Below are 14,334 nucleotides of genomic sequence, written 5' to 3' on the forward strand. Positions count from 1 at the left end.
AATTTCATACAAGAAGCCACTTTGCCCGATGTTTAACCTATCCCCGTAGCCTGAGGTTACTTGAAACAGATGTGTTGAATTAAGCGGAGATAAACGGATGAGTTTCTTATTATTGTGGTTGGGTGTCATGTTTCCATTAGTGTTCAGTCCGGGGCCGGCGAATATCGTGTTTGCCGCCTCGGGGGCCAGTGTCGGGGTCCGGCGGTCTCTGCCATTGCTGCTGGGGATAGACACAGTGTTTTTGATTAAGTCGTTATTGATTGGGCTGGGGCTGGGCGCGCTCATTCAAGAGTATCCGCTGGCGCTGCAGTTACTTCAGTGCGCGGGAGCCCTCTATATTATTTATCTGGCCGTGGGTTTTCTGAAAGCCAGCCTGCTCGAGCACAGCGGGCAGCAAAAGCGCTTAGGGTTTTACGATGGCGTGATCATTCAATTACTCAACAGCAAAGGCTGGCTGCTGGTCTTACTGATGTTTTCTCTGTTTTCAGAAAAAGCCTATCAGGAATACGGGGAACAATCGGTCTGGGTGTTAGTGGTCTGGCTTGCCATCCTCAATATCTCCATGCATCTGGTGTGGATCTGGGCTGGCGGCTTGTTAGCAAAACTGGCGGGCGACAGCAAAAATCAGAAAGTACAAGGCTATATTTACTTCGCATCGCTGATGGTAGTAGCCATCTGGTTACTGGTTGATAATCCCATTTGGCAACACTGGCTATAGCCCATGAAAGTGTCTGCGCTGCTGAAGATATGCGCGATTTTATGCTCTGATTGCATACAATACTGAAACGTATATATTGCTGTATATCAGTATGGTCTGAAGTGATTAAGGGGGAGGGGCGATGTTTGCGGAATACGGGGTGTTGAATTTTTGGGCCTATGTGGTCGGCGCGATATTTATTGTGCTGCTGCCCGGACCTAACTCTCTGTTTGTGCTGAAAACCGGTATGGGGCAGGGGATCAGGCAAGGGTATCTGGCGGCAACGGGCGTGTTTATCGGCGATGCTGTGTTAATTTTCTGCGCCTATGCCGGTGTTGCTACCCTGATTCAGACAACGCCGATTTTGTTTACTCTGGTTCGGTATCTCGGTGCGATTTATTTGCTGTTTCTGGGCGGAAAGATTGTATACAGCGCTTTTCAGTCCCGCGAATCGGCAGAGATTTCTCCGGCTTTACAGGGCAAGAAGGTGTTTCGCAAAGCACTGATACTCAGCCTGACCAATCCCAAGGCCATTTTGTTTTATGTGTCTTTCTTTGTGCAGTTTATTGATATGAGTTACGCCAGCCCTGGGGTGCCATTTCTTATTCTGGCGGCGGTACTTGAAATTATCAGCCTGATTTTTCTCAGCGTGCTGATTATTGCGGGCGCCTACATCACCCAATTGGTGCGCGCCAGCAAAGGCATGCAGAAGATAGGCAATGCCTTAATGGGCACACTGTTTATCGGCTTTGCCGCCCGGCTGGCCATGTCGAATGTCTAAGTTTTATTAGTCACCAACAAGGTTCAGGAAGAGCTTTCCTGAACCTTTCTCCTGCTCTGCTCTGGGTTATTACAGGCTCACCAGTACCATGCTGATAAAATGAGCTGTGACTCATGACTCAATACGAATTTGATTGGCACTTGCTTTCGTCTCTGTCAGAATGACTTAAAATTACTTAAGTGGTTTTGAGTGTATGACTCAGGAAGAACGCCTAATTCATCTGACTTCGCTGATAGAACAGCAAGGTAAGGTGACCCTCAATGACATCTGCGAGCAGTTTACTGTTTCTCGCGATTCTGCCCGTCGTGATCTGGTGAAGCTTACTCAGCAGCCGGGAATCCAGCGTATTCGTGGCGGCGCGGTCAGAACTTCGGTATCGGCCCGTCTTGAACCCTATTCCGGTAAAGTGATCAGTGAAGCCAAGCAACAGCTGGCTCAGTGCGCGGCACAATTAATCGACGATGATGATCATCTGTTGCTGGATACCAGCACCACACTGACATTAATGGCGCGATACATTCACCGGCCTGCTACTGTCATTACTAACTCTGTCGATATCCTGCAGCAACTGGCAGACAACCCTCATGTTGCCGTGCATTTGCTGGGCGGCAAATTTGATGCATTCCACCGCGCTGTGTTAGGCCATCAGGCTGAGAAGCAGCTGGCTGACTATCGGGTAAACAAAGCCTTTATCGGCGTCTGTGCTTTATCAGAGCATGGCTTGTCGACCAATAATGAGCAGGAAGCTTCGCTCAAAAAAGCCATGATGGCGCAGGCGCAGCAGGTTGTTGTGGTGTGTGAACAGCACAAGCTGGGCCAGAATAATTTTCATCACGTCTGCGGCCTGGCTGGCATTGATGTATTAATCACAGACCAACCACTTACAAACACTTACGCCGAACTCTTTGACAGCCACGATATTCAAGTGATCGTGGCTTCCACAACACAAGGACAGCTTTGATATGCGATATTCTCCTGTAAAAACAGCAGTCATTGGCTACGGTTTTTCTGCAAAAACCTTTCACCTGCCTTTCATTGCGGCGATGGATGAGCTGGAGCTGACCGCTATCAGCAGCAGTCAGACAGCGGCGGTTGCCGCTGATTATCCTGCTGTGACCTGTTTCAGTGATGCCGATGCCCTGCTGATCGAGAGTGATGCCGAACTGGTGATCATCACGGCGCCCAACGACGTTCACTTTCGTCTGGCGAAACTGGCGCTGGAAAACGGCAAACACGTCATAGTAGAAAAGCCTTTTGTCACCAAAGTGGAAGACGGCGAAGCACTGATTGCGTTAGCCGAAGAGAAGGGGCTGGTACTGAGTGTTTTCCACAACCGCCGCTGGGATGGCGACTTCCTGACAGTGAAAAAGCTGGTGGAAGACGGCAGGCTGGGAGAGGTGAAGTATTTTGAATCACACTTTGACCGTTTTCGCCCTGTAGTCCGTCAGCGCTGGCGTGAAATGGCCGAAGACGGTGGCGGTATTTTGTTTGATCTGGCGCCGCACCTGCTGGATCAGGCCCTGGCGCTGTTCGGCAAACCTCAGACACTGACTGCGCAGTGTATGGCCATGCGGCCGGGTGCGAAAACCATCGACTACTACAATCTGATCCTTCAGTACCCTGATCATCTGGTCCAGCTGCATTCCAACCTGTACAGTCCGGAGCCGAATTTGCGCTTTAAAGTGCTGGGTTCACTGGGTAAATACGAGAAATATGGCCTGGATCCACAGGAAGATTACCTCAAAGCCGGCGTAAAACCCGAGCAGCCAGAATGGGCAGCAGAGGACGCAGCCAACTATGGCCAGCTGCATCAGGAAGACGGCTCGCAAACCATTGCGACTGAATTGGGCGGCTATCAGCATTACTTTGCCGGTGTAACAGATGCGATTCGTTTAGGCTCTCCGAACCCGGTGTCGGCTGAGGAAGCGTTGCTGAATATCAGGCTGATTCAGCTGGCAATGGAAAGCAGCCGGTTGGGGCAAACCATGAAGGTGGATGCATGAGCCTGACACTGGAGGTTTTGGTACAACAGGAAGCAGATTTGCAGCTTGAGCAGTTTAATCACGAGACCGCCTGGGCGCTGGGCTCGTTGCTAAAAACCAATGCAGAAGCGAAGCAGGCCTCTGTTGCGATCGAAGTGTACGCATTTGGCCAGATTCTGTTCAGCTATGCCATGGCGGGCACGAACCCGGACCATCAGGACTGGATTCGCCGTAAACGCAACAGCGTACTGCGGTTTGGTAAAAGCTCTTATTACCTTGGGCAATACAACGCCCGCAAACAGCGTGAGTTTGAAAGCCAGCACCATATAGATGCACGGGATTACTGCGCGCATGGCGGCTCTTTTCCGCTACGTATTCAAGGTTGCGGGTTAGTGGGCGCGGTGACGGTATCGGGATTGCCTCAGGAAGAGGATCATCAACTGGTGACGGAGGCTTTGCAGCACATTCTCCAGTCCCGGCAGGGAAACTGAAGCCAAAGCCGCTCGCTCTGAGCGGCTTTTTTTCGGCAGTTGCCGGACAAGCATCATTTCGATGGCGGCAGAAATCGATGACATTTCCATGAGAATCACAAAACAGAAGGATATAAAACAATTTGTCTATTATTCATTTGCGGCATGAATGTAGTATGCAACTGAATTTAAAGACAATAATAAAAGGAGTCTCGAATGCAATGTCCTAAGTGCCATTCGAAGTTTGAGCATATTAATACCCCGCTGGGTGATATTGAGCGCTGTACCGCTTGCAAAGGTTTATGGCTGGACGCGTATGAAATCGAAAAAATGAAGCCGCTGGCCGATGCTGTCGATATCGGGGATGACGGGATCGGTAAGACATTTAACGGCATCGATCAGATCGAATGCCCTGTCTGCCCAAGCAATAAGTTGCTAAGACTGGTTGACCCGAAACAGCCTCATATCTGGTTTGAAAGCTGCCCGACCTGTAAAGGCCGTTTTTACGATGCCGGAGAGTTCAAGGATCTGGCGAAAATCGATTTGTCGGATTTCTTCAAGCGCTTCCTGGTTGAAGAGCGTCTGTAAGTGCCATTGAACCTGGTATATTAGAAGGGCACTGCGAATGGTAATGCGCCTGCAAGCGCTGCTCCATTCGCGGCTGTCCAGCCAGAAAAGTGGCCACACTTACGGTTAGATATCACGCAGAATCAAACTGCATTATCTGTCAATTACAAATACTTACATTCAATCTTCTGTTAACTCGCAAATCAGCAGATTATTTTTCTGAAGCCATCGCCGCCTGCCAAACTCCACATTGCATATAAGCAATTGGAGATATTAGTGATGAAAAAATCGATAGTGTTAGTGGCTTTACCTTTCATTGCCAGTTCTGTCGCGCTGGCTCATGACCTTTATCCTGCTGTGCCCAGTTCTCCGGTCATTCAACAAGTCATTGATCAGGGTACGGACGTTCAGTCTCTGGTCTCTGACGCAGATTTTGTATTCAGACCCTATCAGAACCCGTTTGATGAACAGGCATTTTTTGATAGCTATGCCCCGAACTGGATCGCTTTGAAAGAAACCCTGATGCACTGGAGTGGCGCGACGGGTGTCGATCCCAGAGTCATACTGGTCACTGTCCTGTTAACGGAAGACTGGCATCCGGATGCGGATTTTAATGAAGCACAAGATATTCAGCTTAAAGAGGCGATTAAACGCGTTGCTAACCATCTCTCGCAATACTTTTACCGCTACGAGGCTGACACAGTGTTACCGGCCAATGCCTCTACACTGGCGATTCTCAGCACACTGAATGATCCGCAGCGCGCAGCAGAATGGTCGCAACATTATGTGGCCTGGTTTGGCGAGTCGGCGCCAACGCGTCAGAGTCGTGCGCAATCGCGTGCCGTCAGCACGCTCGCTCCTCCTTCCGGTTTTATGCAGATGCCCTGGTTTCAGGGCTACAGCTGGGTACCTAACGGGCCGCATGCTCACAGTGGATCCGGCTTTCCACTTTCTTCCATTGATGTGTCGTACGACTGGCCGGCCTGGGGCGGTGCGACATACAGTGTCACCGCCGCTCACGACGGCTATGCCACGGTTTTATCACGCTGTCAGGTGCGGGTAACCAATCCGAATGGCTGGGGAACAAACTACTACCACATGGATGGTGTTCAGGTGTCTAACGGCCAATGGGTTACCAAAAATACCAAGTTGGGGACTTACGCCAGCAATCGCTCGACCGCTTTGTGTGAAGGCGGTTCGTCAACCGGGCCACATCTGCATTTTTCACTGCTGTATCAGGGGCGTTTCCAGTCGATGCAAGGCACCAGCTTTGGGCCATATCAGGTTCAGACTGGCCGCTACAGTTACGATGATAACTGCAGCTATACCTGGCTGGTGGATCAGCGCAGCAATCAGAAAATCTGCTTCTGGCGCCGGGTTGATAATCCTGCCATGTGATTATTGAAGCAGAGCTTGCACTGCACACGAAAGATTTCCTCCCCCTTGAAAAGGGGGAGGAACTGATTGAGCATTTTATGTCACTCCGATCTCACCCAGCTCCCATTTTTCCGCCATTTAATTTTCCGTCCCTAAGTTGCTGCAGTACCTGCTCTTTTGGACCGTCGGCAACAAGCTGGCCTTGTTCCAGAACCAGAATGCGGTCGACGACATCCAGCATGCTGGTTTTATGGGTGAACAGGATCAGGGTTTCGTCGTTGTCGAGCCTGTTTAATACCTGTTTGAGTGCCTGTTCGGCTTTGTTGTCCATGCTGCTGCTGGGCTCATCCATAACCAGAACTTTGGGCTCTGTGAGCAGGGCACGGGCGATGGCGATGGCTTGTTTCTGTCCGCCGGAGAGTGCCTGTCCGCCTTCGCCGACCTGACGATCCAGCCCGGCTTCATCCTGCCGGGTAAAGGCGGTGACACCGGCCCGATCAGCGGCTCGGAGAATGGCATCGTCACTGACTTGTGAGCGGCCTAGCGCAATGTTATCGCGGACAGAGCCGTAGAAGAGCATCAGATCCTGCGGCACGCTGCCGATATTGCGCCGGATGTCCGTGGGGTGCAGCTGGCCGATGTCAGTGTTGTCAAGGCTGATCGAACCTGCCGAGGGTTTGTATAGCCCCATGATCAAACGCTCTATGGTGGTTTTTCCGGCACCGACCCGGCCAATAACGGCGACTTTTTCCCCCGGTTCTATGGTCAGATCCAAGTCTTTGATTGCCATACGCTGCTGGCCGGGATACTGAAAACTGACCTGACTGAACTGAATCCGGCCCTGTAAGGAGGCACGATGTAGAAATCGCTTATCAGCTTCTTGCTCGACAGGTAAAGCCATGAGTTGTTCGATAATCGTTTTAGCAGATTTTGCCTGATGGTAACGGGTAGACAGCAAAGCCAGTTGCACCAATGGTCCAACCGCGCGGCTGCTGAGCATGGATACGGCAATCAGACCGCCCATGGTTAATTCACCGGCGGCAATCTGATACACGCCAAACACTATCATGCCGACTGTGACAAATTGCAGGCAGAATCCGGCGGTGTTCTGTACCGAATCGGTCAGGCGTCGCGATGTGATACTCCAGTTGGCCATGTGGGCAACCGCTTCTTCCCATTTGTACTGAAACTGGCTTTGCGCTTCGAAGCGTTTGATGGTGTCCAGTCCGGACAGGCTTTCAATCAGGTTAGCGTGTTTCTGCGACGACAGGCGCGAGCCTTCTTCTATGCTTCTTCGCAAAGGCCGCTGTACCAGCAGGCTGTAAAGGATCAGCAAGGCCAGTGCAATAATGGGAATAATGACCAGAGGACCGGCAATCAGCCAGATCACGACCAGAAACAATAACGCAAAGGGCAGGTCAATCAGTGAACTGATGGTCGCCGAGGTGAAAAACTCCCGGATCGCTTCAAATTCCTGCAGATGCCGGGCCAGCGCACCGACAGAGGGAGGCCGGGCTTCCATTCGCAGACCCATGACTTTGGCAAAGAGCTTGGCGGATATCAGAATGTCGGATTTTTTCCCTGCCACATCAATGAAATAGCTGCGCATTAGCTTAAGCACAAAGTCGAAGCCAAAGATCAGTGTGATGCCGCTGGCCAGCACCCAAAGTGAATCAAATGCCTGATTGGGCACAATTTTGTCGTAAACCAGCCGGGTAAACAACGGCGTGGCAATGGCAAACAGGTTGATCAGAATCGAGGCGATAAACACATCGCGATAGATATTTCTCGATAACCAGAGGGTGCCCCAGAACCAGTGGCCCTGAGTGGGTTTGAGCAGTTCGGGTGATCGCTCGTCATATCGAAACCGTTTTTTGAGCAGGAACAGGTGGCCGATATAGCTGTCATTGAATTCTGAAAAAGAAAGCCAGCGCTCTTCGCTGTCAAACTGCGGCGATAGAATGGCAAGTTTTTGTTTTTCATGGTTAATGCTGACGACGACGCAGGCGTTGTTGCCTTTTAGCAGCAGTATGGCCGGTAGCAGCATAGGCGGTAGTTTGTCTACCGCCAGTTTTTCCTCTTTCGCTTCAAGTCCGGCTTTTTCAGCGGCCCGGGGCAGCAGAAAGGGCGTGAGTTGTCCGTCTGGCAGCGGCAGGTCGGCAATTAACGCATCGGGTGTGTTAGCTACTCCATAGTGGCGGCTGACGTAGATTAAAGCGAGCAGCAGAGGATCTGTCATGGTGACACCCTCAGCAGACTGTCGACCACATAGCCCTGGAAACCTCTTACTGACAGGGCCGCCAGCGTATTCATCTGTGCTTGGGTTTCAACCCGGGTGGCGATGGTCAGTATATTCTGATTATCTGCGGTCCGGGTGACAGCGCGAAGGACATCGGTTTTTATATCCTGATCTAACTGACCGGTATAGGCGTAGTCCAGTTTGACATAGTAAGGCTTAAATCGCTGCAGATAGCCAAGGGTACTGAAATGGTGCCCGTAGTTATCAATACCGAAGCGGAATCCATAATGACGAATGATGTTGCAAAGGAGGCTGGTAAATTCAAAATGCTGAACAAAAGCCGCCTCAGGAATTTCTAACAACAGTTTGCTGCTAAGGTGACGGTGCATGGCCATAAACCCTGCCAGCCAGCGGAGAAAACCCGCAGTGCGAATGCTGCTGAGGCTAAGGTTGACGGTTAAGGGCACCAGAGAAGTATCATCACGATAGCCTAAGTGTTTTGCCATCTTGCTCAGTACATCACGATCAAGGCTGGCGCCATCTTCCAGCGTATCCAGTGCGTGCAGGAAAAATTGCGCCCGGTAAGTCTGGCCCTGGTGTTCAACACTGGTAAACACTTCTCTGAATAAAGGCTGGTGTTTGTGATCTATGGCTGTTTGAAAGCTGAATGTCAGTTGATCTGATTTGATGGCCTGAGCAATCAGCGATTGCCATTGCTGGCGACCAAAAGTGGGTAAACTGATTTCGTCGCCTGTGACACACAGTGGCAGGTCTGCCTGAGTGGACGCCTGATTGACGGCATTGTCTGCCGCTGCCAGCAAATCAGACACAGAATGGATCTTCTCTTTCATCACAACGGCCACGCAGCTGTTATGTTCAGCCACCCCCTCTTGCACCGGATGACATTTATCGGTGATATCGAGCATACGTCTGGCAATCTCTGTCAAGTCCGTTCGCGACTGAGCCGGCCCGATATAGAGAAATTCTGACTGATTGAGCCTGCCCAGAGTGGCCTTCGGGGCAAACAGTGTCGTCAGTTGGCGGGATAGGGCTGACACCAGGCTGTCGCCGGCCCGGAATCCCTGTTGCTGGTATGTGTCTTTAACGATGTCGGCACGTAACAAGACGATACCCCCGTGGCCCTTATCCTGAACAAGTGCAGAGAGCTTTGACATCAGAAAACGGCGGTTTGCCAGCCTGGAGACGGCATCCTGATAAGCCTGAATGCGAAGCCTGTCCGCCTCTTCAGCCTGTTGCCTGAAATGGTGGCGTATCTGCTGGTTCATCTGATTAAAGGCGTCTACCACATCGTGCAGTTCTTTGGTGGCAGGCAGGGGCAGCGGCGCCCCGAAGTCATGACGGGAAATGGCCTGTGCTTTGGTACGAAGCCGGTTAAGCGGTTTGCGGACAATCAGGTTCAGGCCCAGCAGTAAAGCGGCGGCACCCAAACCGAGTATGGCGGACAAGGCCAGAAATAACTGAATGGCGCTTTGCCAGAGCTGCTGGTAAGCGACCGCAGGATTGCTGGTCACCGATAGCTCGGCGGTTTGCATCCAGCCACTGGTGAGTGTCACTGAACGTGTCTGCGGATCTATGGGTAGCCAGCGGCGGAAAAAACCGGGCACCGCAAAAGCCCCCGGCGGGTATTCCCTCAGGATCTGGCTCTGAGGTGTCACAATGTTCAGGGAAACCCGCTGGTAAAAACTGCCGTCAAACATGGCGTTAATCACAGATTCCGCCCCAATCAAATCGTTTTCAGCCAGATAAGGGGTTAATGCCAGACCGGCGGCATTCACGGCATTGTCTGTCTCAATGGTTTGCTGATTGAGCAGGTAGTTACGGGTATTGTGAATCTGAACCGAGAACACGCTCACCAGCAGCAGCACAAAGACCAGTAATAACCAGAGAATGATTTGCCTGTAGAGTGTCATGCGTCCTTTCCTTCTATGGCTGGTCCAGGTTAATGAGCGGGCGCGCCAGTTTCTGCGCGTCGAAGCGATCTCTCAGGTTGGTCCAGCGTTTCAGGCGCGAAGATTTACCGGCGAGCTGTCCCTGCCCTTGCTGTTTCATCAGCCATAGCTGACTGCCGTTAAAGCTGTAGACGGGCAATAAATCGCGACGCTCGGTAGCGGGCTTGATGTCAGGGTCCAGGTTATCCAGCAGGACAGGCACCTCACTCGGGCTGGCATAGTAGGCCAGTACCATGTGGAACTGATTCAGCTTGAGTGACTTAACATAGACAAGGCGGAGTTTCTGATCATCAACACCCAGTTCACGCAGCGAAAAATATTTGGCGATAGTAAAGTCCTCACAGTCGCCGCCTGCTGCACCGAGAAATTCAAAGGGCGTTGCCCAGTAGTCATTTTCTCCCCAGATTTCAATATCATTCAGAAAAGAGAATTGGTTAAAGAAGCGGTTGACCTGCTCCAGTTTCTGCCAATCCTGCTGATGGGATACCGAAGTCAGCAGTTGCCGCCAGGCGATCATCCGCTTGCCTGCGCGTTCACCATAAAAAGCCGTGACGCGATCAATTACCGCCTGATCCTGTTCATTTAATGCATTCAGCGGGAGCGCAAGTAATAGCCATGTCATCAACAGCCACCGCGTCACTGGCGTTGCCAGCAGGGGGCCGGAGTAAGCCGTACTGTCATGGTGTTATTGATTCCTTGTGGTGAAGATAGTCCAGCGTTCCAGCACCCCGGCATCGGCCCCCGTCACGGTTGCAGTCACACGCCGGCTGAGGATATTGGTCTGCTCGCGTGTCTGTCCCGGTACCGGTTCATGATCTCCGAAGCCAACAGTTCTGACTCTTTCAGGCGCGATACCCTGGTCAATCAGCAATGTGCGCACATTCGCGGCACGGCGTTTGGATAAATCCAGATTATGCGGCGATGCCCCCACCGGACTGGCATAGCCTTTAAGCTCAATTGCCGTTTCCGGATAGGCTTTCAGAAAGGCGGCCATTTTCTGAATCTGGCTGCGAAAACCTGACGGGATGACATCAGAATCGTTCGCAAACAAGATATGCAGCTGATTGGTGCGCTTACTTTCAACTAACTCAGGACAGCCGTCATTGTTCACCACAGCCGGCAGTGGTGTGTCGGCACATCGCTCCCGCGCATTGATCACTCCGTCTGAATCCTGATCCAGCAGATCACGCGACTGTTCGGCGACGGGCGGATCCGATACCGTGGTTGAGCAGCCCGGCAGTACGAGTGTCAGCAAGAAACACATCACTTGTCGTTGCATGTCACCTCCTTACTCGTCAGCGCACTGACTCAGCCCATTTGTCCGGGATATCCACACGCATTTCATCCAGCAATTTACCCGTGGCATTCAGGACTCTGTATCTGGCCAGTATGCCGTCGTAAAAGGCTTGCAAATAGGCTTTGCGCGCATCAAACAGTTCATTTTCAGTGTTCAGTACATCAAGCAAAGTACGTTGCCCAATCTGAAACTGTTTCTCATAGGCGACTACGGTACGGGCCGATGCATCGACGTGCTTTTGTAAATACTGGGTCTGGCGTTCAGAGAGTTCCAGGGCGCTCCATGCCAGCCGGGTGCTTTCATCCAGCAGACGGTGCGCTCTGTCCCGAATATCTTTGGATTTATTGATCTGGTACGCCGCCCGGCGGCTTTCTGCCATATCAGTACCGCCGTTATACAGGTTATAACGCATGCGTAACCCGGCTTTTAATTCGTCGGTATGACCGGGTGTGCCTTCCAGATCTTCGCCCCACTCCTGAGAGGCCTCAATCGAGAAAGTCGGCCAGAAATCCCCGCGTTCCTGCTTGTACTGATAATGGGCCGCATCAATATCATTGCTGGCGGTTTTCAGTGTCGGGTTGTTTTCCCTTGCTATCTCGATGGCCCGATCCAGCGATGGGGGAAGGTAGTTGATATCCACTTCCGGCTGAACCAGATTGACCGGCCGTTCACCGACTTCCCGGTAAAACTCCGTCACTTTGTCCTGCACGTTATTACGTGAAGCGATCAGGTTGGACTCCGCCCGTGCCAGCCGGCCTTCGACCTGTGACAAATCAGCAATCGAGCCAATACCGGCATCGGTGCGTTTTTTGATATCGGTATAAATTCGCTGGTGGATCTGGTAATTCGATTCCGAGAGTGACTGCACTTCCTGCGCCTGCAGAACATTGAGATACACCTCTGCGACCCGCAGCGCTTTGTCCTGCGCATCGGCCAGTAACTGATAGCGTTGTGCCTCGGCTTCGGACTTATTGCGTTGGATATCGTGATAGGTGATGGAACCATCCCAGATTAGCTGGCTGATGCTGATGGTGGCATCCGACGGATTATAATCACCCGTGCTGTTGGTGGTGTCATCGTAGTCTTCGTAGCCAATGCCGGCCTCCAGATCGACAGAAGGCAGATATTGCCCTCTCGATGCCCGGATAGATTCATAGCGACTCATGAAATCGTTATAGGCCCCTTTGATTTCCGGGTTGGAAGACAACGTCTGGGCAACCGCCTGCTCCAGCGATTGTGCCGAGGCCAGCCCGGTGATCAGCGCCAGGGTCAGTGCAGTACATACCTTGGTGTACAGATAGTGCATTGGTCTACTCCCTCAGGGCGGAATTGCGGGCTTTCAGTATCGGGTTCAGTAAATACTGCAACACGGTACGTTTGCCGGTAATGATATCGGCCGACGCTGTCATTCCCGGTATGATGGGCAGCTGCTCACCGCTGTTATCCGCGAGATTGTTTGTTTCTGTTCGAATTTTTACCTGATAAAAACTGTTGCCTTCTTCATCCTGAATCGTATCGGCGCTGATTTGCTCCAGTGTGCCTTCTAAACCACCATAGACAGTGTAATCATAAGCCGAAAATTTAATCATTGCCTTGAGACCTGGACGTAAGAAGCCAATATCCTGTGGCAGCACTCTTGCTTCGATCACCAGGTTATCTTCGGTCGGTACTATGGCGACTATGTCCATGCCGGGCTGAATCACACCGCCTATGGTATTGAAATACAGGGTCTGCACCGTGCCATTGACCGGAGAGCGCACCAGGGTGCGCTGGACTTTATCCTCTAAACCGATACTGGACTGGTTCAGTGCATCGCGTCTGGCCGTGGCCTGATTGAGATCGGCCTGAATGTCTGAGCGGAATTTGAGGGCGACATCCAGACGCTTGAATTCAGCCTCCCGGATAGCCGCTTCAATGACAGGGATTTGCAGCTCAGTAGAGCGCATCTCTTTGCGGGTATCGTTGAGCTGGCGTTGCAGTTTCAGCAGCTCTATTTCAGGCACCACACCTTCATCTGCCAGCGGCTTGGTGATGTTGTATTCCCGGCTGGCCAGATTGTAGCCTTGTCGTTGCCCGCTTAGCCTGGAGCGGGCTTCAATCAGTTCCTGCTGCTTTTGCTGCAGTTGTTGGGTGGCAACGGCGAGCTGGCTTTCAATATTTGACAGATTATCGCTGTACTCAGCCTGCTGACGATTAACCAGATCCGGATACGTGCTGAGGAAGGTGTCAGGAAAAACCAGCGGCGGGCGGGATACTGACACCATTTTTTTTGTCTGATTAACCGTGACATTATCGAGCAAGGCATCAAGCCGGATGGCATCGGCCTGGGCGCTGGCCAGCTCCTGTGCCCTTTCATTGAAGTCGGACTGGAAACGGGTGTCGTCAATCATTAGCAGGGGCTGATCTTTTTGTACCTGTTCGCCTTCTTTTACCATCAGCGCTTTGACAATACCGCCTTCGAGGTTCTGCACCACCTGAAGCTGGGAGGAGGGGATAACTTTCCCGCTTCCTGTCGTTACCTGTTCCAGCTGTGCGCGGGATGCCCAGACACCTGCCACGATAAAGAAAATGACAATAACCCAGAGTATTAGCCTGGCACTGCTCGGTGTGTTGAGCAGCAGAGCGGCGGTTTTATCATCCACAAAATCAAGATGCTTGCGGTTCACTGACGGCGTCTTCATATCTGTCGGCGCTCTTGTTGAAGCTGCGAAATTGTCTCAATAGCAAGACTGAGAGCAAATAACCCGGTTAAACACTCAACTTCCCGCTCCGACTTCAGTAGTTTGGCTATTAGTCCGAATGCGAAATCGATAACAGTGTGATGCTAACCCACTGAATAACTCCGTATTGACAAGGATAGATCAAGAAAAGGTGATGTGTATCACTTCTATTCTACAATTCTTAATTATCAGATGAGGAACACTGACCCGACAGTGAGTCAGCGAATGGCAAGA

The 14,334-nt window shown here is 51.7% G+C and carries 13 protein-coding genes; 7 read left to right on the forward strand and 6 right to left on the reverse strand.

All coding sequences use genetic code 11. The annotated features are described in order from the left end of the window. Nucleotides 1-97: 97 nt before the first annotated feature. The 7 genes from IFO68_RS13425 (at nucleotide 98) to IFO68_RS13455 (ending at nucleotide 5,895) form a co-directional block, all read left to right on the forward strand. The gene (locus IFO68_RS13425) at nucleotides 98-718 is read left to right on the forward strand and encodes a LysE family translocator (RefSeq protein ID WP_192016365.1); all 621 of its coding nucleotides are present in this window, start codon (nucleotides 98-100) and stop codon (nucleotides 716-718) included. A gap of 121 nt (nucleotides 719-839) precedes the next feature. Further along, nucleotides 840-1,478 (forward strand): leucine efflux protein LeuE, encoded by a 639-nt coding sequence (leuE, locus tag IFO68_RS13430; RefSeq protein ID WP_192016366.1) that lies wholly within the window; start codon nucleotides 840-842, stop codon nucleotides 1,476-1,478. A 193-nt stretch (nucleotides 1,479-1,671) separates the two neighbouring features. Next, nucleotides 1,672-2,439 carry a DeoR/GlpR family DNA-binding transcription regulator gene (locus IFO68_RS13435; protein WP_192016367.1) on the forward strand — a complete coding sequence of 256 codons (768 nt, stop codon included), beginning with the start codon at nucleotides 1,672-1,674 and terminating at the stop codon, nucleotides 2,437-2,439. Between the two features lies 1 nt (nucleotide 2,440). Beyond that, nucleotides 2,441-3,481, forward strand: a complete 1,041-nt coding sequence (locus IFO68_RS13440) for an oxidoreductase (protein WP_192016368.1) — start codon at nucleotides 2,441-2,443, stop codon at nucleotides 3,479-3,481. Next, nucleotides 3,478-3,951, forward strand: coding sequence for a heme-degrading domain-containing protein (locus IFO68_RS13445; protein WP_192016369.1), 474 nt, complete (start codon nucleotides 3,478-3,480; stop codon nucleotides 3,949-3,951). Before IFO68_RS13440 ends, IFO68_RS13445 begins: the two co-directional genes overlap by 4 nt. Before the next feature lie 195 nt (nucleotides 3,952-4,146). Next, nucleotides 4,147-4,518 carry a zf-TFIIB domain-containing protein gene (locus tag IFO68_RS13450; protein WP_192016370.1) on the forward strand — a complete coding sequence of 124 codons (372 nt, stop codon included), beginning with the start codon at nucleotides 4,147-4,149 and terminating at the stop codon, nucleotides 4,516-4,518. 258 nt (nucleotides 4,519-4,776) lie between these two features. Then, entirely contained in the window at nucleotides 4,777-5,895 is a 1,119-nt protein-coding gene (locus IFO68_RS13455; protein WP_192016371.1) for a M23 family metallopeptidase, read from the forward strand. Nucleotides 5,896-5,986: 91 nt separating this feature from the next. Here IFO68_RS13455 and IFO68_RS13460 read toward each other — a convergent pair whose 3' ends face one another. The 6 genes from IFO68_RS13460 to IFO68_RS13485 form a co-directional block, all read right to left on the reverse strand. Beyond that, nucleotides 5,987-8,113: a type I secretion system permease/ATPase gene (locus tag IFO68_RS13460; RefSeq protein WP_192016372.1), complete on the reverse strand. Its 2,127-nt coding sequence runs from the start codon at nucleotides 8,111-8,113 to the stop codon at nucleotides 5,987-5,989. Next, nucleotides 8,110-10,044: an EAL domain-containing protein gene (locus IFO68_RS13465; protein WP_192016373.1), complete on the reverse strand. Its 1,935-nt coding sequence runs from the start codon at nucleotides 10,042-10,044 to the stop codon at nucleotides 8,110-8,112. Before IFO68_RS13465 ends, IFO68_RS13460 begins: the two co-directional genes overlap by 4 nt. 13 nt (nucleotides 10,045-10,057) lie before the next feature. Further along, nucleotides 10,058-10,705 (reverse strand): transglutaminase-like cysteine peptidase, encoded by a 648-nt coding sequence (locus IFO68_RS13470; RefSeq protein ID WP_192016374.1) that lies wholly within the window; start codon nucleotides 10,703-10,705, stop codon nucleotides 10,058-10,060. A 63-nt stretch (nucleotides 10,706-10,768) separates the two neighbouring features. Continuing rightward, nucleotides 10,769-11,362: an OmpA family protein gene (locus IFO68_RS13475; protein ID WP_192016375.1), complete on the reverse strand. Its 594-nt coding sequence runs from the start codon at nucleotides 11,360-11,362 to the stop codon at nucleotides 10,769-10,771. 16 nt (nucleotides 11,363-11,378) lie between these two features. Then, nucleotides 11,379-12,686 carry a TolC family outer membrane protein gene (locus IFO68_RS13480; RefSeq protein ID WP_192016376.1) on the reverse strand — a complete coding sequence of 436 codons (1,308 nt, stop codon included), beginning with the start codon at nucleotides 12,684-12,686 and terminating at the stop codon, nucleotides 11,379-11,381. A gap of 4 nt (nucleotides 12,687-12,690) precedes the next feature. Further along, complete coding sequence (locus IFO68_RS13485; RefSeq protein WP_192016377.1) at nucleotides 12,691-14,061, reverse strand: HlyD family type I secretion periplasmic adaptor subunit; 1,371 nt, start codon at nucleotides 14,059-14,061, stop codon at nucleotides 12,691-12,693. Between the last annotated feature and the right edge of the window lie 273 nt (nucleotides 14,062-14,334).

It is taken from the genome of Photobacterium arenosum, assembly GCF_014841115.1.
In the GTDB taxonomy this organism is placed as follows: Bacteria; Pseudomonadota; Gammaproteobacteria; order Enterobacterales; family Vibrionaceae; genus Photobacterium; species Photobacterium arenosum.